This window comes from Agrobacterium sp. LAD9 (assembly GCF_003031125.1).
GTDB classification, from domain to species: Bacteria; Pseudomonadota; Alphaproteobacteria; order Rhizobiales; family Rhizobiaceae; genus Agrobacterium; species Agrobacterium radiobacter.
The window spans coordinates 107,976-126,881 of the sequence record NZ_PHGS01000018.1; the positions used below are offsets into that span (position 1 = coordinate 107,976).

Genomic DNA, 18,906 nt, shown 5'->3' on the forward strand with positions numbered 1-18,906 from the left:
TCCTTGCATTCACAATTCCGATTGGCCGCTATCGGTGCGGCGGGCGGCAGGGCGCGACCGAGCCGCGCACCACCAGTTCCGTATCCAGCACGATGGTTTCGGCCGTGCGTTTGCCGTTCAGCCGGTCCACCATCAGCGCCATGGCCTTGCGGCCCATCTCCTGCCGGGGCTGGCGCACCGTCGTCAGCGGCGGTTCGAAGGCATTGGCGAAGATGATGTCGTCGAAGCCGATGACCGAGACATCGGACGGAACCGACAGGCCCCTGCCCCGCAACTCGCTGATCGCACCGATCGCCATCTGGTCGCTCGATGCGAAGATCGCGGTGAAGGCAATGCCATTTTCAAGAAGACCTGCAATCGCCTGACGGCCGGCCTCGATGCTGTAATCGCCCGTCACAACAAGTTCGTCGGCATAAGCGATACCGGCCTCGGCAAGTGCATCGCGGTAACCGTCGAAACGCTCCTGCGCCAGACTTTCCGGCACGGGACCGGCCAGATGCACGATCTTTTTGTGTCCGGCCTCGATAAGGTGGCGCATGGCGTTGATGGAGGCGGCGCGGTTATCGACCTTGACGGTCGGCAGCGCGAGGCCGGGCACCGTTTCCGACGCGATGACGATGGGCGGCAGCGCATCGCCCTGATCGAGAAGCTCGGACGGGAACTGGCCAGTCATCAGGATCAGGCCGTCGGCATGTTTCTGGCGCACCATGTCGATATGGGTCGCCACGCGGTGCTCGTCGTTGCGGGCGTCACCCATCAGCACCTTGAAACCCGCTTCGCCGGCCGCTTCCTCCACACCCTTGTAGATTTCGAGATAAAACGGGTTACCGATATCGCGAACGAGAAGGATGACGGTGTTGTTGGATTGACGCCGGAAGCTCGCCGCCTGCGCATTGGGAACGAAGTTCGCCTGCCGGACGGCGTCGAAAACCTTCTTTCGGGTTTCCGGGCGAACCTTGTCGGGTTGCTGCAGCGCCCGCGATACGGTCGCGATCGAAACGCCCGCGAGAGCTGCAACTTCCCTGATATTCGAACCTTGGTCTTTGCTCATCTGTCACACACGCAACTGCTTTTGGCGGCCATAAAGCAGCATCAGCGCTAGCAACGTGACACCGAATATGATCTGCCGTGCCCATACATCGAGGTTGAGCGTTATCAGTACGCTTTGCAGAATGGTGAGCGCAACTGCCCCGGCCATGGTTCCGACATATCCGCCCGCACCGCCCGCAAGCGAGGTGCCTCCGATGACGACAGCGATGATCGACGGAAGCACATATTGGTCGCCAACGGAGATGAAGGACGTGCCGGTGTAACCGATGACGCAGACCCCGGTCAGCCCGGCAAACAGGCCGGACAGGCCGTAAAGCAGCGTGCGGATCAGGGAGACGGGCAATCCGGTGAGCGTCGCCGCTCTCTCATTCGAGCCGATGGCATAGATGGCGAAACCGAAGGCCGTGCGGCGCAGCACGAACAGCATGATAGCGGCGATGCCCAGCCAGACGAAGAGCACGCCGGGAATGCCGAAGATGAACGGACGGTTGATGAAGCCCGCCAGCAGCGGTGCCGCCGCACCTGATGGAACGCCCTGCGAATAAACCACCAGACCGCCCTGAATGACCGCCGTCATGCCGAGCGTCATCACCAGCGGCGGAATACGCACGAAGGTGATGCCGAGACCATTGATGAGGCCGATCAGGAAGGGAATGCCGCCCGCAACGAGAATGGCAAGCGGAATGCCGGCATTCTGGCCGTTCATCATGTTGCCGGCAAGGACCGCGCCGAGCGAGATCATCGCACCAACGGAAAGATCGATGCCTTCGCGTCCGCCGAGGATGACCAGGTTCTGCCCCGCCGCGACGATGCCGAGAATGGCGGCGATGGTCAGCAACCGCACGATCTGCGAGCCCTGTGCAAAACCGGGCGAGAGCAATTCCCCGACCAGCAAAAGGAAGGCGGACGCGCCAATGGCAATGGTCAGAGGATCGGTGAGAAGGGTTTTGAGTTGCAAGCCGGGATTGGTCATATCAACGCCTCGTCACCAGAACACCGCCGGCAAGAGCCGTCAGCACGATCAAACCCTGCACCAGTGTCTGGTACTCAAAGGGCAAGCCCGCAAAGAAAATCACATTCCCGATCATGCCCAGCACGAGTGCGCCCGCAATCGACCCGGTCGAACTGCCGAAGCCGCCGGAAAGCGCAGTGCCGCCCAAGACCACCGCCGAGATGGAGGAGAGCGCCAGACTTGCGCCGAGAAGCGGATCGCCCGAGGCCGTCTCGCCGGTGAGGCAGAGCGCTGCCAGCGCCGAGAACAGACCGGAGATCATGTAGGCGCCAATGCGGATGCCGGAGAGGCGCAGGCCCGTCTGGAAGGCTCCGGTGCGATTGCCGCCGACCGCCAGGAGATGCGTGTGAAACGGAATACGCGACACGATCAGCGTGAAGGCGATGCCGGCCACGAGCACCCACAGCACGAAGGGCACGCCGATGAAGCTGCCGGAATAGGTCTGCCAAAAGGCTTCCGGCACCGGAAGACCCGCCTGCGGCAGCACCCAGATCGCCGTCCCGGCGAAGATGATGCCTGTCGCAAAAGTCGTGACAATCGGCTGGAAACGCAGGCCGGAGATGAAGAGGCCATTGACCAGTCCACAGAGCAGCCCGACAGCCGCACCCGCCGCCATGCCGGCAAAGACGGCGCCCGTCGTACCACCCAGCGCCGCGATGACACTGACGGTAACGACATTGGCGAGCGCCACGATGCTGCCGACCGACAGATCGATATCTCCCGCCAGAATGACATAGGTCTGGCCGATGGCCACCAGAATCAGCGGCAGAAACGTCGTCAGGTTCGATTGCAGCACGGATGGCTGCACGAAAGACGGCTGCAGAAACGTGTTGACGGCAACGAGAACGGCCAGAACCACGAGGGTGATGATCCAGGGTTGCCTGCGCAGAAAACCGGAAGAGCTCATGCGGCGTCTCCATAAGCGGCGCGGGTCATGTTTACGGATGTCATGTCGGCTCCGGTCAGTTCCGCGGAGATGCGCCCGCCATTGAAGACGAGAATGCGGTCGGCATATTCGAGGATTTCCGCATCTTCCGAGGAATAGAGAAGAATGGTCGCGCCGGCATCGGCCTGCTGCCGCATCAGCGCGAAGAGATCGGCCTTCGCACCGAGATCGATGCCCTTGGTCGGATCATCGAGCAGCAGCAGTTTTGGTGCGGTGGCAAGCCAGCGGGAAATGAAGATCTTCTGCTGGTTGCCGCCGGAAAGCGTGCCGATCGGCATATCCAGGCCGGCAAATTTCGTTTTCATGTCATCCGCGACCTTCTGCACGCGCGGCTTCAGCGTCGCGGGCCGGATCAGCCGCATCTTTTCGCGCACCATGAGGGCCGCAACGAGATTTTCGAAGATCGACCGGCCCTGAAGCGACGCGTCACGCCCGCGGTCACCCGAGACATAGGCAAAACCACTATGAACGGCCTGAGAAGGCTTACCGATGGTGATGTCACTGCCCTCGAACCGGATTTGCCCCGTTGCAAACGGGCTGGCGCCAAACAAGCCCTTCAGCAAGGCCGATTGTCCCTGCCCCTGCAGACCGGCCAGACCGACGATTTCGCCCGGATAGGCTTCAAGACTGACGCCACGCACGCCCTCGCCCGCAACATCCGTTACCTTGAGGCTGGGGACTGCGGCGGCACGCCCCTGCTGGCGAGCCGGTGCTGCGCGGACATCGCCGACCATATCGTGCACGACGGCCTCGCGGCTGGTGGTGGCCGTATCCAGTTCGGAAATCGTCGCGCCATTGCGCATCACGGTGATGCGGTCGCAGACGGCAAAGACCTCATCGAGACGGTGGGAAATCATGATAGTGGAGACGCCGTCGGCCTTCTTGGCCCGAAGTATCCCGAAAAAGCGCTGCGACTGGCGGCCATCGAGCGCCGCCGTCGCCTCGTCCATGATCATCAGGCTGGCATTCTGGGCGAATACCTTGAGGATTTCGACAAGCTGGCGCTGATCCGGAGGCAGCGTGCCGACGATCGCATCCGGCTCCAGCCCTTCGCCAGCCACGCCGTCAAACAGCGCGATCAGTCTGCCCGCTTCGGCCTTCAGCGCCTTGCTGTCGACAAAGACGCCGCGTTTCGGCTCACGCCCGAGGAAAATATTGTCAGCGACGGAAAGCTGCGGAATGAGGCTGAGTTCCTGATAAAATAGCGCGACACCGGCATTTTCGGCGTCCCGCGGGCTTTTGAAGCGCACGTCCTCACCGTTGAACCTGATGGTGCCGCTGGTCGGCGCGACCGCGCCTGCAACGATCTTGCAGAGCGTGCTCTTGCCGCAGCCATTGGCGCCCAGGAGCGCGTGAATTTCACCGCGGCCCACGGTCAGCCTGCCGTCCGAAAGCGCACGCACGGCGCCAAAATTCTTCGTTATGCCGGCCGCTTCCAAAGCGTTCGCCATCGCATGTCCCCGAATTGTGTCTGTCGCAGGCGGATGGCCAAGGCCCGGTCCGCGCTCGAATTTCTGGTTCGGGCCGGCGTTCGCCGCCGGCCCGAGACGGATATTACTTGAAGAACTCGCCCGCCTGTTCCGGCGTCACGGTTGCCGTAACGGACCAGTAGCCGGGTTTGCCTTCTGCAGTCTTGATGTTGTCGGCAAGGTTGTCGTTGCTGACGAAGGGGATCGGAATGTAGATGGCGTTGCCATAGGTGCCGCCAAAAATGCCGTCCTTGAATTCCTTGCCCTGCAGCTTCAGGACAGCAACGTTGAGCGCGCTGGCCATGACGCCGGGAGGATTGACCGAAGCGCCGGAATTGAACTTTTCCTTTTCCCAACGGGTCATGAAGTCCTTGCGGATTTCACCGGTTGCGGCAATGTCCTTGGTCTTGCCGGCGGCTTCGATGGCGCGCCATGCACCATCCGCCATGCCGTCCTGAACCCAGACGCCGCTAATATCGGGATAGGTTGCAAGCAGGTTCTGCATGGCCTGCTGGCCCTGCGCCTGATCCCAGCTCGCATTGGCTTCGTTCAGCACCTTGATGTCAGGGTATTTCTTGAACACTTCCCGGTAACCGGCGACGCGGGCTTCGTTGGCGGGGTTGCCGGCGATGCCGTTGATGGCGACGACGCTTCCCTTGCCCTTCAGCGCATCCGCAAGCCATTGTGCGGACTGGGCCGCCCATGCCTTCTGGTCGATGCCGACATAGATCGCATCCTTGGAAGACACTTCCGCATCGGTGGCGATGACGAGAATGTTGCGCGCCTTGGCCTGCGCGAAGATCGGGTCGAAGGCCGTCGGGCTGCCGGGATTGATGAGGATCGCATCAACGCCTTGGTTCATGAAGTTACGGATATGACCGATCTGCCCCTGCACATCGACATTGCCGCTCTGAACGACGACTTCGACCTTGACGCCCTTTTCGCCCCACGCTTTTGCGGCAGCCTGAGCCTCTTCGATCATCTGCGTGCGCCATTCGCTGCCGACGAAGGAATTGGAAAGACCGATCTTGAAGCTCTGCTCCTGGGCGTGCGCGGACGTGCCGGCCGCCAGCACCAAAGCGGCGGCAGCCATCAAATGTCTAAACATGAAATTTGCTCCTCCAAGCACGGTTTTCAACTGATGAAACCGTTTACATCGGCAAATGTAACCGGTTTCATAATTGAGTCAATCCCGAGAATGATTTTTGTTGCGGCGTGCGGAAAGAAGGAAAATGACGGCTGGCAGCGTTCGAAAACCCATATGGAAGAGCGGGATAACCACGCGAGAACGGTCGTGTCATCGGGTTTTCGAGAGGCATATAAGCGTTTCCGGTCGGGCAGATTTTCACTCGGCTGTGGACAAGCGGGGAATTCCCACATCAAATCGCCGCTCGAGACCAGTCAGGAGAACAACCATGGAAATATTGCGCGCGGGAACACGAGCGTCCGGCAAAGGTCCGGATGCCTGGTTCACCGGTTCGGTCCGTATCGATCCGCTCTTCAACCCCTTCGATGCCGAACGGGTGCAGGGTGCTCAGGTGACTTTCGAACCCGGCGCCCGCACCGCCTGGCACACCCATCCTCTCGGCCAGACCCTGATCGTGGTATCCGGCCTTGGCCGCGCGCAGCGTGAGGGTGAGCCGGTGGAGGAGATTCGCCCCGGTGATATCGTCTGGTTTGCACCGGGTGAACGGCACTGGCACGGCGCCGCACCTGATGTGGCGATGACCCATATCGCGCTTCAGGAGGTCAAGGACGGCAAGGTGGTAGACTGGATGGAGCATGTGACGGATGAGCAGTATGGCGCCTGACGCTATTCCGCCGATCTGGCGGATGAATGGCCCGTAGCAGCGTGCGGGAGCGTCAGCAAAATCCGACGCGTCTGGAGCCCCGCGACGTTAGAGAAGCTGTCGCCGGAGCAAGGCCTCCAGCCATTCCGCAAAGACCTGCAACCGCCGCGACAGATGCTGGCGATGCGGATAAAGCAGCGTCATCGGCATCGGTTCGGCCCGATGGGCCGGCATCACCTCGATGAGTTCACCGTTCTCCAGATGCGGCCTCACATCATAGGCAGGTATCTGGATCAAGCCGAGACCGGCAAGGCAGCAGGCGATATAGGCCTCGGCATTGTTGACGGTGACGCGGCCGCGCATGGAAAGCGAATGCAGCGCCTCGCCTTCCACCCACTCCCAGTTTTCCACCCGCCCGCTGGAGGGCGACGCATAGTTGACCGCCCAATGGCGGGAGAGCTCATGAGGCATTTTCGGCGTTCCATAACGCGCGAGATAAGCGGGGCTTGCGACATTGATCAACGGCAGCTTGCCGATCGGCCGTGCGATCAGGCCGGAATCGCTGAGCGGGCCAACCCGCAGCACACAATCGATATTATCCTCCACCAGATCGACGGCGCGGTCGGTAACGCCTAGACTGATGTCGATCTGCGGATAAAGATCGAGAAATTCCGGTAGCGCCGGCGCGATCACCAGTCGACCGATCCGGCCCGGCACGTCTATCCGCAACCGGCCGGAAGGCTGCGCCGCAGTTTGCCGGAAGAGATTTTCCGCATCTTCGACATCGGCGATCAGCCGCTGGCAGCGCTCGTAAAAAGCCGAACCATCCTCCGTCGGCGAGACCTTGCGCGTGGTACGGTTGAGCAGACGTGCACCAACACGTCCTTCCAGTTCCTGTACGGCTGCCGAAACCGATGAGCGTGGAATGCCGAGCGTATCGGCGGCCCGCGTGAAGCTTGCGCAATCGACAACACGCGTGAAGATGCGGAACAGGTCGATACGGTCCAACCGAAAACACCCTATTGTGCGGATTTTCTGACATGTCATATCAGAATGAGCGCCTTTATCACAAAATGCTAGACGATATCCTGCTGCAAAGAAAGCGGTCACCAGCGTGACCGAGCACGGCAAAAGGAGGCCGACCCATGACAGACCATACTCTCAAGGGCAAAACCGTCATCATCGCTGGCGGCGCAAAAAATCTCGGTGGCTTGATTGCCCGCGATTTTGCCGGCCAGGGCGTCCGCGCCATCGCCATCCATTACAACAGCGCCGCAACCAGGGCCGATGCCGACGCAACCGTGGCCGCCGTGAAGGCGGCCGGCGCTGAGGCCGTCGCCCTTCAGGCCGATCTCACCACCGCAGGTGCGGTTGAAAAGCTGTTTGCCGATACCGTCGCCGCCATCGGCCGCCCGGATATCGCCATCAATACCGTTGGCAAGGTGTTGAAAAAACCGATCCTCGACACATCGGAAGCCGAATATGACGAAATGACTGCCGTCAACGCCAAATCGGCCTTCTTCTTCCTGCAGCAGGCGGGTCGTCATGTCAGCGACAACGGCAAGATCTGCACGCTCGTGACCTCGCTCCTGGGCGCTTTCACACCGTTTTACGCCAGCTATGCCGGCACCAAGGCGCCGGTGGAACATTTTACCCGCGCTGCGGCCAAGGAGTTTGGTGAACGGGGCATCTCGGTGACGGCAATCGGTCCCGGACCGATGGACACGCCGTTCTTCTACGGCCAGGAAACGCCGGAGGCACAGGCCTATCACAAGAGCGCCGCCGCTCTTTCCAGCTTCTCGAAAACCGGTCTCACCGACATCGAGGACGTCGTTCCCTATATCCGCTTCCTTGTCACCGACGGCTGGTGGATGACGGGCCAGACCATTCTCGTCAATGGCGGTTACACCACAAAATAGTCGCCGCCGGATCACGCCGGTGGCTTGATACCGCCCGGCATGAGACGGGTCCTGGAACCACGACGCCAAAAAAACACCAAACGCCATCTGGCCTGAAATACACGCACCGGTGTAAAACCCCGTCATCCTGTTGATGGAAACCGGGGGCATCGGATGAATTCAGGGCGTCGTGGAGTTCTCGCATTTCTGGGCGGCCTTGTGCTGGCAAGGCCGTCTCTCAGCGCAGCATCGAGCAAGCCGGCAGCCTTTGCCGCATCCCGCTCCAGTTACAAGCCAAGGCATATCCTCTGCTTTCTCGGCGTGGAAAATGGGCTGGAGGCGCTCCAGAAGAGCGCCAGCGCCGCCATCAATGATTTTGCGCCGGATTTCAGCCTGGATGATGATTATTCACAGGATGAGCCGGACGACCGAATGGAGCGCTCGTTCAATGTCTGCTGGGATCGCGTCGACCCCGACGCCTACCAGCCGGAGGATGAGGAAGCCGTCGCCGGGCATGGCTCGGTGCTTTACGTGCTCAGCCCGCCCATGGATGCCGAAACAGCCGTGAAGACATCCGCAAATGCCCTCAGATTCGTACAGCACATGCTCGATCACGGCGCTGTCGCCGTGAAGGGTGAAAGTGCGGGCGTCGCCCATGGGGCAAGACGCTGGAAGCAGCTCTTCGAGCGGTCGCGTGGCGAGGCGGCCGCCGATGACGGGATGGCGCTTGCCAGAACCTGCCGCCTGGCTTTCGCACGCCGCCCCATAGGAGACGATGCCGAAGGAATGACGAGCGTCGGGTTTCACCTGATCGGCTTGCCCGATGTGCAGGTCCGCTTCATCAAAAAAGACGAAGATCAGCCATCGACGAACGCCGAACAGTTAAAGATCGCCGCGTTGATGGATGATGTTGCCGAGCAAATGTCGCGTGAAGGCGTTGAAGCGGCCGTGAAGGGCCGTCACGCCACCCTCGCCGACGACGACCGGTATGAGGAAGACGAATATAAGTTCAATCCTTTCGGCGTCGTCAGCATTGACGGCTACAAGCTTTAACGCCCCCCCGCGCAGCGGCCTTATGCGGCGGGGGCAGGATCGCTCTCGCCGGCCACCAGAAGCATGGGCCATACGCAATGGCGAGCCTGATCGGGGTAAAAGGGCGCGTAGGCCGGCATGGTCGATAGTAGCGTCTGGGCGACCGTCACACCGAGATCATGCAGGGACATGCGGAAACTGGTGAGGCGGGGTTCCAGAAACTGACCGCGCGGACCGTCGCGGAAGCCGATGACGGCGAGATCGCGCCCCGGTTTCAGGCCAGCTTCTGCAAGCCGGCGATAAAGACCAACCGCCATCAATTCGTAAATCAGCACGATCGCCGTTGGCCGGGGCCGCATCTGCAGCCATTCGCTGGCGGCGTGATAACCGCCCTGCTCGCTTGATTTCGCCCGGATGACCAGAGAAGAATCGTAGGCGATGCCATTGTCTTCCAGCGCGCGCCTGTATGCCTCCAGAAAAACGTAACCGAGATTGATGTCGCTGTCGGGCACGGCAACCGCGATCGAGCGGTGCCCGGCAGCGGCAAGGCGGTTCACGGCGTTTCTCGCAACTCCCTCGAAATCGAGGTCGATCCAGGCGTGACTGTCGCTGGAAGCGGTGCGTCCGAGCGACACGAAAGGCAAGCGGGTCTGCTTCAGGAAATCCACACGCTTGTCAGTCCGCCGGGTCGCGGAAATGATCATCGCATCCACCATCCGGCGCGCCACCATGCGCTTCAAATATTCATCCGGATCCTCTTCCCCCGGACAAGGCAGAACGATGAGATCGAGATTATGTCCGGAAAACACGCTTTGCAGACCATCCGTCACACCCAGAAAGAAGTTGTCGGAGTTTTCAACAGTCTGCGCGTCGCTGCCGGTCATCAGGCCGATGACATTAGTTGTTCCCTGCCGCAGGCTGCGGCCGGACTGGTTGGCGACATAACCCAGCTTTTCCGCCGCTTCGAGAACCCGCCGCCGCGTCTCTTCGTTCACATCCGGCTTGCCGTTCAGGGCACGGGAAACAGTGCCTATCGATATCTCGAGATAATCGGCAAGCTGACGAATTCCTTTCATGCACTCCCCTCCCAGGCCCGACGCGCAATCGACGCGCCCCTTAACGGTCTTGACATATCTAACATCATTGGCATAGTCTCGTAAACGTTTACGACGCTCTGCGCAAAGAGGAGTTTGCCAAGAGCCCGGGGAGATGAGATGACTTTTAATGCCGTTTTATGCGGGTGCGGAGCCATGGCCAAAGGCTGGTTGCGCGCCATTCAATCAACGCCGGAAATCGCCGGTGCAATCAAAATCGCCGGTCTGGTGGATCTGAACGAGAACACGGCCCGCGCGCTGGCCGAAGAATTCGCCCTCACCGACGCGGTCATCGGCACGGATCTCCGCAGGGTTCTCGCTGAAACGAAAGCCGACATCCTTTTTGATATCGTCATCCCGCAGGCGCGTTTCGCCGTGGTTGAGGCCGGTCTTGAAGCCGGGTGCCATGTGCTCAGCGAAAAGCCGCTTGCCGCCTCGATGGAGGAAGCCGCAACGCTGGTGGAACTGGCGAAGAAATCAGGCAAAATTCATGCTGTGGTGCAAAACCGGCGGTTTGTGGCCGGTATCCGGCGGCTGCGCCGCGCGCTGGAGGACGGCGTTATCGGCGATCTGACGGCCATCCATTGCGATTTCTTCCTTGGGCCGCATTTTGGCGGCTTCCGCGAGGAAATGAAGAACGTCCTGCTTCTCGACATGGCGATCCACACCTTCGATGCGGCCCGTTTCGTCGCCAACGAAAAACCCCTCTCCGTCTTTTGCGTGGAGAAGAACCCGGCCGGTTCCTGGTATGCCCATGGGGCAAGCGCCAACGCCATTTTCGAGTTCTCCAACGATGTCGTCTTCACTTATCGCGGTTCGTGGTGCGCCGAAGGCGAGCGGACCAGCTGGGAAGCGCGCTGGCGGCTGATCGGCTCCAAGGGCATGATCCTTTGGGACGGGGAAGACAATTTCGCCGCCTCCGTGGCCGGCGACGAACAGGGGCTTCTGCGCGGCTTTAAGACCGTAAACGTTTCCGAAACCGTTTCCGAGAAGGACACGCGCGGCCATGCCAGCGTCATTCTCTCGTTCCTCGAATCCATCCGCACCGGCCAGATGCCGGAGACAGCCTCCTTCGACAACATCAACAGCCTTGCCATGGTGATCGGCGCGATTGAAAGCGCCCGCCTCGGCCAGCGTGTTTCAATTGCAGCATAAGGACTGAAAGACGTGAGCAATCCGGCAACATCCATCCGCATCGGCACCATGGTCAGCGCCACCAAGGGCCAGGCGGCCGAACGTATCGGCCAGATCGCCGATCTCGGCTTTGAAAGCTTCGAGCCGTTCTTCTGGCAGACCACCAACGGTCAGGACCTTGCCGAGCTCGGCAAGCGCTGCCTTGACGCGATCGGCGAGCGCGACATCACCATCAGCACGCTCGGCATGTTCGGCAATCCGCTGGAAGAAACCGAGATCGACCTTGAGACATTGCAGGGCTGGAAAGACTGCATCGACAATGCCCACCATTTCGGCGCGACCTGCGTTGCGGGTTTCACCGGCAGGCTTCGCGGCAAACCGCTGCCGGAAAGCCTTCCCCGATATAATGAAATCTGGAGCGAGCTTGCAAAACGCGCCGCCGACAAGGGCGTGAAGATCGCCTTTGAAAACTGCGCCATGGACGGCAACTGGCAGACCGGCGACTGGAACATCGCGCACAACCCTGATGCCTGGGAACTGATGTTCAACGAGACCCCGGACGACCATATCGGCATCGAATGGGAACCCTGCCATCAGATGGTCTACCTGATCGACCCGCTGCCCCAGATCCGAAAATGGGCGGACAAGATTTTCCATGTGCACGGCAAGGACGCGACCATCCGCTGGGACGTCATTCGCGAGCACGGCATTTTCGGCAAGGAAAAATTCGTCTTCATGCGCACGCCGGGCTTCGGCGACAGCAACTGGACGGACATTATTTCCGAACTGCGCCTCGCTGGCTGGTCCGGCTCCATCGACATCGAAGGCTGGCATGACCCGGTCTACCGCGATGCGCTGGAAATGACGGGCCAGGTGCATGGCCTGAACTATCTGAAAAAATGCCGCGGCGGCGATTTCGTCGTCGACCCGACATAACGGAACCCTTTTGGGAGAAGGTTTCCGAGAATTGCAGAGACGATAACCAAGAGGAGGAGATTATGGGTATCGCGAAATGCATGATGGCCGGCGCAATTTTGCTGGCGGGCGTATCCGCCGGCACCATTGCCGCGCAGGCAGAAGATGTGACGTTGACCCTCTGGTCGCTGGATCGAGATATCCAGCCCGCGCCGAACCTCATCAAAGAGTTCAACGCGCTCAATAACGGCATCAAGATCGAATACCGGCAATTGCAGTTCGATGATGTGGTGAGCGAATCCATGCGCGCCTATTCGACCGGCAATGCGCCCGACATCATCGCCATCGACAACCCCAACCACGCCATGTTCGCCGCACGCGGGGCCTTTCTTGATGTGACCGACATGATCGCCAAGTCTGATGTCATCAAGACGGAGAATTATTTTCCGGGGCCGCTGAAATCGGTAATGTGGGACGGCAAATATTTCGGTGTGCCGAAGGCCACGAATACGATTGCGCTTTATTACAACAAGGACCTGTTCAAGGCCGCCGGGCTCGATGCGGCAAAACCGCCGCAGACCTGGGATGAGCTGGTGGATGCAGCCCGCAAGCTGACCAATCCCTCGAAGAACGTCTATGGCATCAGTTTCAGCGCCAAGGCGAATGAGGAAGGCACCTTCCAGTTCCTGCCCTGGGCGCAGATGGCAGGCGCGACCTACAAGCACATCAACACCGAGGGTGCGGTAAAAGCGCTCGAAACCTGGAAGCTGATGCTGGATGAAAAGCTGGCGTCGCCGGATACGCTGACGCGCAGCCAATGGGACTCCACCGCCACCTTCAACGCCGGCAATGCCGCCATGGTCATTTCCGGCCCATGGGAAATCGACCGCATGCTGAAGGACGCCAAGTTCGACTGGGGCGTGGCCCTGCTGCCGGTGCCCACACCCGACGCCCCACGGTCTTCGGCCATGGGCGACTATAACTGGGCGATCTTCTCCAAGACGAAGCACCCGGAAGAGGCCTTCAAGGCAATCGAATTCTTCGCCTCGAAGGACAAGGACATGTTCAAGAACTTCGGCCAATTGCCGGCGCGTTCGGATATTCCGGTTCCGCCCACCGGCAATGCGCTGAAGGATGAGGCGCTGAAGACCTTCGTCGAGCAGTTGAAATACGCCCAGCCGCGTGGTCCCTCACCCGAATGGCCGAAGATTTCCAAGGCCATCCAGGACGCCATCCAGGGTGCACTTTCGGGTCAGATGACGCCGAAGGCTGCGCTTGATCAGGCCGCTGAAAAGATAAAGCTGGTCGAAGGCTGATCCGGGCAGGCGGCCGGGGTTTCTCCGGCCTCCACCCAAGGGTTCCTCCCGGTGGGGCTGCCTGTCGCGACAAGCGGCGGCGGCCCCGACTGGAGCTTGTGAGGATGTTTCATGAAAAAACTGTTTTCCAGCGTCAGTGACGGTCGCGGTTTCGACATCGTCCTTGTCGCCTTTCCTTTGGGCTTCCTGTTCGTCATGGCCGGGCTGCCGCTCATCTACAATATTGTCATGAGCTTTCAGGAAGTCGACATGTTCAGTCTGGGCACCTTCGTGCGCCCCTTCGTCGGCTTCAAGAATTATATCGACCTGTTCCGGCAACCGGAAACATTGCCGATCCTTTTCAACACCGTCACCTTTGTCGTGGCCTCGATTGCCGGGCAGTTCGCGATCGGCTTTGGCCTGGCGCTGTTCTTCTGGGTAAATTTCCCCGGCGCCACCTGGCTGCGCGGCCTGTTCCTCGTCTCCTGGGTCATGCCCGGCCTCGTCGTCGGCGCGATCTGGAACTGGATTCTCTCGGGCGATTTCGGCGTCTTGAATTTCTTCCTGCGGGAAAGCGGCCTGATATCGGGCAATATCTTCTGGCGCTCGGATGCGAATTTTTCGCTCTGGGCCGTCGTCATCGCCAATATCTGGCTCGGCACCTCCTTCAACATGATCCTGCTGTCAGTCGGCCTCGCCTCCATTCCCGGCGACCTCTACGAAGCCGCGGAACTGGATGGAGCCAATGCCTGGCAGCGCTTCTACACCATCACCCTGCCGATGATGCGTTCGACCATCGGCGCGATCGTCTCGCTCGGCCTGATCTTCACGCTGCAGCAGTTCGATCTTTTCGCCGCGATTACCGATGGCGGACCGAACAACAGCTCCAACGTGGCGCAATACTGGGCCTGGGACCTGTCCTTCCGGCAATATGATTTCGGCAAGGGCGCAACGATATCAGTCATCATGATCGTTTTCGTCATGCTGGCCTCCATCGTCTACGTGCGCTCGACACGGCATGAGGTGCGCGGATGAGCATCACCAACCGCAATCGCCTGATGCTGGCAATCGCCATCATTCTCGCCATCATTTACCTCTTCCCGCTCTACTGGATGTATCTGACTTCGCTCAAAAGCGGCTCGGAGATGTTCGCCAATCCGCCGTCCTTCTGGCCCAGCGATCCGCAATGGCAGACCTATGCCTATGTCTGGAACAGCCGCAACATGGGTCGCTACCTGTGGAATTCGGTGCTGATCGCTTCCAGCGCAGTGCTGCTAATCACCGTTCTCGGCGTCGGCTGCGCCTATGTTCTGGCGCGGTATCGCAATGTCTGGGTGGATATCGGCCTGTTCCTCATCCTCATGCTGCAGGTTCTGCCGGCATCGCTGATGATCACGCCAATCTTCGTCGGTTTCTCGCAATTCGGATTGCTGGATTATCCGCGGCTATCGGTCATCCTCGCCATTGCGGCGAAAAGCATGCCCTTCTTCGTCGTACTGGTACGCGCCACTTTCATGGCCGTGCCGCAGGAGCTGGAAGAGGCGGCGCTGGTGGATGGCAATTCCCGGGTCGGGGCCTTCTTCAACATCGTGCTGCCGCTGGCCAGAAACGGTATTCTCGTCAGCGCCATCCTCATCTTCATGCAGGCCTTCGGGGAATTCGTCTATTCGAAATCGATAATCCAGGCGGCCGAATTGCAGCCCGCCAGCGTCGGCCTCAACTCCTTCATGGGCCCCAACACCAGCGAATGGAACAACATCATGGCCTATGCGACCATGTATGTGACGCCCATTCTCGCCCTCTTCATTCTCTTGCAGCGCCGCATCGTATCCGGCCTGACCTCGGGAGCGCTCAAATGACCCTTCAGATCGAACTATCAGGCGTCAACAAATATTACGGCGCCTTCCATGCGCTGAAGAACATCAACCTTTCCATCAAGAAGGGCACCTTCGTGGCACTTGTCGGCCCATCCGGCTGCGGCAAGTCTACCCTTCTGCGCTCACTCGCGGGCCTGGAGACCATATCGGCCGGCGACATGCGCATTGCCGGCACCCTCATGAACGGCGTACCGCCACGCAAGCGCGATGTGGCCATGGTGTTCCAGTCCTATGCGCTCTACCCGCATATGACTGTCGAAGAAAACCTGACCTATTCGCTACGCATGCGTGGCGTGGCCAAGGCCGAGGCCCGCAAGGCGGCGGAAGAGGTTGCGGCCACGACCGGACTCTCCAAGCTGATGAAGCGTTATCCCCGCGAACTCTCCGGCGGCCAGCGCCAGCGTGTGGCCATGAGCCGGGCGATCATCCGCAATCCGCAGGCCTTCCTGTTCGATGAACCGCTCTCCAACCTCGATGCGGCCCTGCGCGTCCATATGCGCAAGGAAATCCGCGCCCTTCACGACCGCCTGCATGCAACTTCAGTCTACGTCACCCACGACCAGATCGAGGCGATGACCATGGCCGATCATGTCGTCGTCATGCGTGACGGCGTCATCGAACAGCAGGGCACGCCGCTGGAACTTTACGACCGCCCGGTCAATCGTTTCGTTGCGGGTTTCATCGGCTCACCGGCCATGAATTTCATTCCGGCGACCGTCAGTCCGGACGGCGCTTCGCTTCTGCTGCAGTTCGGCGAAGGTGATCCACAGCAGCCGATCAGGGCGCCGGCCGCCCTGCCGCCGGGAAAACATGTCATTGTCGGCATCAGGCCTGAACATATCCGCCCGGTGGCGGCAGAGGGGGCGGCATTGACGCTGCCTGTTTCCGCCGTGGAAACAACCGGTTCGGCCACCTTCCTCACGCTTGGCGGCTCCACCGAACTGGTTATCGCGGTACAGGGACGCAGCGCAGTCAAGGCTGGCGAAGCCATTGGCCTCGATATCAACCCGGCCGATATGCACCTCTTCGACGAGGCAACGGGCATTGGCCTTGCGAGACAATAATCCATATCCGTAGAAGGGCTATGCTCGCGGGCCGCATGACGGCCCGCTGTCCTTGCCGGGGCACCAAACCTGTTCTTACCCGGTCCTGCTCTTGCCGTGAGTGGTTTCAGCGCGATTTGAAGATATCGAACAAGCTACGGCGCGCTGTCGCGGAGGTGGCGGTAGCCCGACCAGCCTCGCGGGAGGCGATTGCCGGCGCAGCGGGCCCTTCTATATCCACCCAGCGACCGGCATGATCGGTGGATTGGCGTTTCAGATAGGTATAGGCCGTTTCGTCCCAGCGCAAAACTTTCGCCTTCATATTGTCGAGAATGAAATCTCCCCGATCGGTTCTGACTGTCAGGATGGCGTGGCCCTCTCCCCGTTCGTCTCGCACCACTGTTATCAGGAGATTTGAAACCGCAAAACCGGACTGCATCAGGCGCCTGCGCTTCTCCAGCGCAAGGTCTTCACAGTCGCCCGCACCCTTGTAGGGATATTCCCAATAATCTTCATAACCCCAAACCTCCATGTCGGTGCGCTGGTCGATCTCGACGTTAACGGCATTGTTCACCGAAACAATCGTTGCCCAGGCATCGGGAGTGAGGGTGAGAGACGGCATGGCCGTCACCGGCTGACATTCAACCGAATGCCGCTGGCAGAAATCATAGTGGCCGACAGGCTGCGACGTGATCTTGCCAGTCTGCATGAAAGGAGACGCCTGAACCGGCGTAGCCAGGCAGGTCGCAATCAGAATGAAACAGGCTTGCAGCAATTTGATGGAAAGGGTCATGGTCGTCTCCTGACGACAGACCTATCGGCGGCGATTTGCGTTCACATGAAACAAAAAGCTCGATTTTTAACGAACCGGGGATTTCGGTTTCGATCATGCGGGACGTCGATCAGAACGCGCATCAAACGACGCCCAACGGTAATGTGAGCGATGCGAACTTGTCAGCTATGGCCGGCCTGCCTATGAAGGAGCCGTCGCCGCGATAACAATCCACATTACAGAGAACGCTGCATGAGCCTGTTTGCGAAGACCACCCGCGCAGCCGCCGTCATCCTGACGCTGGCCTCCCTTCCTTCCTACGCGCTGGCGCAGCAGGTGACCGTCGTTCCTCCCGGAAACCGCTCCGCCGAGCAGCCGGAAATACCCAGAGCCTCGGCGATCCGCACCAGGGCCTCGTACACGACATACGACGAAAAGTTCCGCAAGACGGTCGATCTTTTAAACAGCGAGCCCGCCCTTCTCGGCAAGATCAAGAAGGCCGCAGCGGCCTATGGCATAGACCCTGTCCATATCGTCGGCGCCATCGTCGGGGAACATACGTTCAACGTCTCGGCCGTGGATCGCCTGCAGACCTACTACATCAAGGCCATTTCCTACGCCGAACTCGATATAAAGTTCAGCTATGACGGCGTTTCCCTGAAGACATTTCTCCAGCGGCCCGAATTCCGGTCCTGCGAAACGCTTGCCACCACGTCGGAACAATGGAGCTGCCGCGATACCGTCTGGGAAGAGAGTTTCCGCGGCAAGGTGGTGGATGGCGTGAGCTATGAAGCCATCTCCTTCCAGCGCGCTTTCTTCCAGCCCTTTTATGCCGGGCAGACCTTCGGCCTTGGCCAGATCAGCCCGTTGACGGCCCTGCAGGTGACCGATCTCGTCAACAGAACGAGCGGCCTGCCGAAACTGTCGGCGGACAGGCCGAAAGATATCTACCGTGACGTCATGGATCCCGACCGCAGCATCATCTACATCGCTGCCATCCTCAGGGATTCCATCGATGCCTACAGGGAAAAAGGTTTCGACATTTCCGGCAATCCCGGCATCACTGCCACGCTTTACAATGTCGGCCAGCCAAGGCGTCGCGCCGAACGTCTGCGGACTGCCGTGGATGCGGGCGCAAAAAAACTGCTGCCGGTCGAAAACTATTATGGATGGCTGATCAACGAACGCCTCGACGTCCTGAAAAGCATTCTCGACGGCAAGGCCATTGACCAGCGGACGACCTCTGATATCGGCGGAAAAAAGCAATAACGGCTTTCTATCGTCAAAACAATCAGGCAATCGCCCAGATTGCACATCGCGCGCATTTCTCGGGAAATAATCACTTATTTACGCGCAAAGATTGCTCAAACGCATCGTTATGGCATCAAGAAATCGAAAATCGCTTTTCCAGCGACCGGAAATTTGTTAGGTCAACCGGCACAAGAATTTACTGACAGTGGGATAAATCAACCCGATGCCTGACGAAGGCGACAGTACCGACAGTAGTCGACACCGAACGAGGCTGGCTCGCGCAATGCGAAGCCAGCCTCGGATTTTCTTGTTTTCCTCAACGCGACGA

Annotated in this window: 18 protein-coding genes; 10 read left to right on the plus strand and 8 right to left on the minus strand. The window is 59.8% G+C overall.

The features are described 5' to 3' along the window. Positions 1–28: 28 nt before the first annotated feature. From DA915_RS19445 to DA915_RS19465, 5 genes are all read right to left on the minus strand, one after another. Positions 29–1,051, minus strand: a complete 1,023-nt coding sequence (locus DA915_RS19445; protein ID WP_107676988.1) for a LacI family DNA-binding transcriptional regulator — start codon at positions 1,049–1,051, stop codon at positions 29–31. 3 nt (positions 1,052–1,054) lie between these two features. Further along, the gene (locus DA915_RS19450; RefSeq protein ID WP_107676989.1) at positions 1,055–2,023 is read right to left on the minus strand and encodes an ABC transporter permease; all 969 of its coding nucleotides are present in this window, start codon (positions 2,021–2,023) and stop codon (positions 1,055–1,057) included. Between the two features lies 1 nt (position 2,024). After that, complete coding sequence (locus tag DA915_RS19455) at positions 2,025–2,969, minus strand: ABC transporter permease (RefSeq protein WP_060724261.1); 945 nt, start codon at positions 2,967–2,969, stop codon at positions 2,025–2,027. Continuing rightward, entirely contained in the window at positions 2,966–4,459 is a 1,494-nt protein-coding gene (locus tag DA915_RS19460) for a sugar ABC transporter ATP-binding protein (protein WP_107676990.1), read from the minus strand. The genes DA915_RS19455 and DA915_RS19460 overlap by 4 nt, the downstream gene beginning before the upstream one ends. 103 nt (positions 4,460–4,562) lie before the next feature. Further along, positions 4,563–5,585, minus strand: a complete 1,023-nt coding sequence (locus DA915_RS19465; protein WP_035212759.1) for a substrate-binding domain-containing protein — start codon at positions 5,583–5,585, stop codon at positions 4,563–4,565. Between the two features lie 307 nt (positions 5,586–5,892). On the opposite strand from DA915_RS19465, the gene DA915_RS19470 reads away from it, so the two are divergent. Next, positions 5,893–6,288, plus strand: a complete 396-nt coding sequence (locus DA915_RS19470; RefSeq protein WP_003504609.1) for a cupin domain-containing protein — start codon at positions 5,893–5,895, stop codon at positions 6,286–6,288. Positions 6,289–6,375: 87 nt separating this feature from the next. Here the strand turns inward: DA915_RS19470 and DA915_RS19475 are convergent, their stop codons facing one another. Beyond that, a complete protein-coding gene (locus DA915_RS19475; protein ID WP_107676991.1) occupies positions 6,376–7,275 on the minus strand; it encodes a LysR family transcriptional regulator in 900 nt (299 codons plus the stop codon). 137 nt (positions 7,276–7,412) lie between these two features. Between DA915_RS19475 and DA915_RS19480 the strand changes: the two genes are divergently transcribed. Together DA915_RS19480 and DA915_RS19485 are read left to right on the plus strand one after the other, a co-directional pair. Continuing rightward, on the plus strand, positions 7,413–8,186 hold the full coding sequence (locus DA915_RS19480) for an SDR family oxidoreductase (protein WP_003504605.1): 774 nt from the start codon (positions 7,413–7,415) through the stop codon (positions 8,184–8,186). Between the two features lie 153 nt (positions 8,187–8,339). Further along, complete coding sequence (locus tag DA915_RS19485; RefSeq protein ID WP_107676992.1) at positions 8,340–9,218, plus strand: hypothetical protein; 879 nt, start codon at positions 8,340–8,342, stop codon at positions 9,216–9,218. 20 nt (positions 9,219–9,238) lie between these two features. Here DA915_RS19485 and DA915_RS19490 read toward each other — a convergent pair whose 3' ends face one another. Further along, the gene (locus tag DA915_RS19490) at positions 9,239–10,273 is read right to left on the minus strand and encodes a LacI family DNA-binding transcriptional regulator (RefSeq protein ID WP_003504602.1); all 1,035 of its coding nucleotides are present in this window, start codon (positions 10,271–10,273) and stop codon (positions 9,239–9,241) included. Positions 10,274–10,411: 138 nt separating this feature from the next. Between DA915_RS19490 and DA915_RS19495 the strand changes: the two genes are divergently transcribed. The 6 genes from DA915_RS19495 (at position 10,412) to DA915_RS19520 (ending at position 16,576) form a co-directional block, all read left to right on the plus strand. Then, the gene (locus DA915_RS19495) at positions 10,412–11,446 is read left to right on the plus strand and encodes a Gfo/Idh/MocA family protein (RefSeq protein WP_107676993.1); all 1,035 of its coding nucleotides are present in this window, start codon (positions 10,412–10,414) and stop codon (positions 11,444–11,446) included. A gap of 12 nt (positions 11,447–11,458) precedes the next feature. Beyond that, positions 11,459–12,361 (plus strand): sugar phosphate isomerase/epimerase, encoded by a 903-nt coding sequence (locus DA915_RS19500; RefSeq protein WP_107676994.1) that lies wholly within the window; start codon positions 11,459–11,461, stop codon positions 12,359–12,361. Between the two features lie 62 nt (positions 12,362–12,423). Continuing rightward, a complete protein-coding gene (locus DA915_RS19505) occupies positions 12,424–13,656 on the plus strand; it encodes a sugar ABC transporter substrate-binding protein (protein ID WP_003504596.1) in 1,233 nt (410 codons plus the stop codon). A 111-nt stretch (positions 13,657–13,767) separates the two neighbouring features. Then, complete coding sequence (locus DA915_RS19510; protein ID WP_003504594.1) at positions 13,768–14,670, plus strand: carbohydrate ABC transporter permease; 903 nt, start codon at positions 13,768–13,770, stop codon at positions 14,668–14,670. Continuing rightward, positions 14,667–15,494 (plus strand): carbohydrate ABC transporter permease, encoded by an 828-nt coding sequence (locus DA915_RS19515; protein ID WP_060724251.1) that lies wholly within the window; start codon positions 14,667–14,669, stop codon positions 15,492–15,494. Before DA915_RS19510 ends, DA915_RS19515 begins: the two co-directional genes overlap by 4 nt. After that, on the plus strand, positions 15,491–16,576 hold the full coding sequence (locus DA915_RS19520; protein ID WP_107676995.1) for an ABC transporter ATP-binding protein: 1,086 nt from the start codon (positions 15,491–15,493) through the stop codon (positions 16,574–16,576). The genes DA915_RS19515 and DA915_RS19520 overlap by 4 nt, the downstream gene beginning before the upstream one ends. 106 nt (positions 16,577–16,682) lie before the next feature. Here DA915_RS19520 and DA915_RS19525 read toward each other — a convergent pair whose 3' ends face one another. Next, positions 16,683–17,348 (minus strand): transglutaminase-like cysteine peptidase, encoded by a 666-nt coding sequence (locus DA915_RS19525; RefSeq protein ID WP_107676996.1) that lies wholly within the window; start codon positions 17,346–17,348, stop codon positions 16,683–16,685. A 231-nt stretch (positions 17,349–17,579) separates the two neighbouring features. Here DA915_RS19525 and DA915_RS19530 point away from each other — a divergent pair, with 231 nt between their 5' ends. Continuing rightward, positions 17,580–18,596, plus strand: a complete 1,017-nt coding sequence (locus DA915_RS19530) for a DUF1402 family protein (RefSeq protein WP_107676997.1) — start codon at positions 17,580–17,582, stop codon at positions 18,594–18,596. The last annotated feature ends 310 nt before the right edge of the window (positions 18,597–18,906 follow it).

Excerpts from the sequence above, each read along its gene's own strand:
- DA915_RS19450 (WP_107676989.1), bottom strand. The coding sequence starts at position 2,023 with ATGACCAATCCCGGCTTGCAACTCAAAACCCTTCTCACCGATCCTCTG.
- DA915_RS19455 (WP_060724261.1), bottom strand. The coding sequence starts at position 2,969 with ATGAGCTCTTCCGGTTTTCTGCGCAGGCAACCCTGGATCATCACCCTC.
- DA915_RS19485 (WP_107676992.1), top strand. The coding sequence starts at position 8,340 with ATGAATTCAGGGCGTCGTGGAGTTCTCGCATTTCTGGGCGGCCTTGTG.
- DA915_RS19495 (WP_107676993.1), top strand. The coding sequence starts at position 10,412 with ATGACTTTTAATGCCGTTTTATGCGGGTGCGGAGCCATGGCCAAAGGC.
- DA915_RS19445 (WP_107676988.1), bottom strand. The coding sequence starts at position 1,051 with ATGAGCAAAGACCAAGGTTCGAATATCAGGGAAGTTGCAGCTCTCGCG.
- DA915_RS19460 (WP_107676990.1), bottom strand. The coding sequence starts at position 4,459 with ATGGCGAACGCTTTGGAAGCGGCCGGCATAACGAAGAATTTTGGCGCC.
- DA915_RS19510 (WP_003504594.1), top strand. The coding sequence starts at position 13,768 with ATGAAAAAACTGTTTTCCAGCGTCAGTGACGGTCGCGGTTTCGACATC.
- DA915_RS19465 (WP_035212759.1), bottom strand. The coding sequence starts at position 5,585 with ATGTTTAGACATTTGATGGCTGCCGCCGCTTTGGTGCTGGCGGCCGGC.
- DA915_RS19490 (WP_003504602.1), bottom strand. The coding sequence starts at position 10,273 with ATGAAAGGAATTCGTCAGCTTGCCGATTATCTCGAGATATCGATAGGC.
- DA915_RS19520 (WP_107676995.1), top strand. The coding sequence starts at position 15,491 with ATGACCCTTCAGATCGAACTATCAGGCGTCAACAAATATTACGGCGCC.
- DA915_RS19470 (WP_003504609.1), top strand. The coding sequence starts at position 5,893 with ATGGAAATATTGCGCGCGGGAACACGAGCGTCCGGCAAAGGTCCGGAT.
- DA915_RS19525 (WP_107676996.1), bottom strand. The coding sequence starts at position 17,348 with ATGACCCTTTCCATCAAATTGCTGCAAGCCTGTTTCATTCTGATTGCG.
- DA915_RS19515 (WP_060724251.1), top strand. The coding sequence starts at position 14,667 with ATGAGCATCACCAACCGCAATCGCCTGATGCTGGCAATCGCCATCATT.
- DA915_RS19480 (WP_003504605.1), top strand. The coding sequence starts at position 7,413 with ATGACAGACCATACTCTCAAGGGCAAAACCGTCATCATCGCTGGCGGC.
- DA915_RS19530 (WP_107676997.1), top strand. The coding sequence starts at position 17,580 with ATGAGCCTGTTTGCGAAGACCACCCGCGCAGCCGCCGTCATCCTGACG.
- DA915_RS19505 (WP_003504596.1), top strand. The coding sequence starts at position 12,424 with ATGGGTATCGCGAAATGCATGATGGCCGGCGCAATTTTGCTGGCGGGC.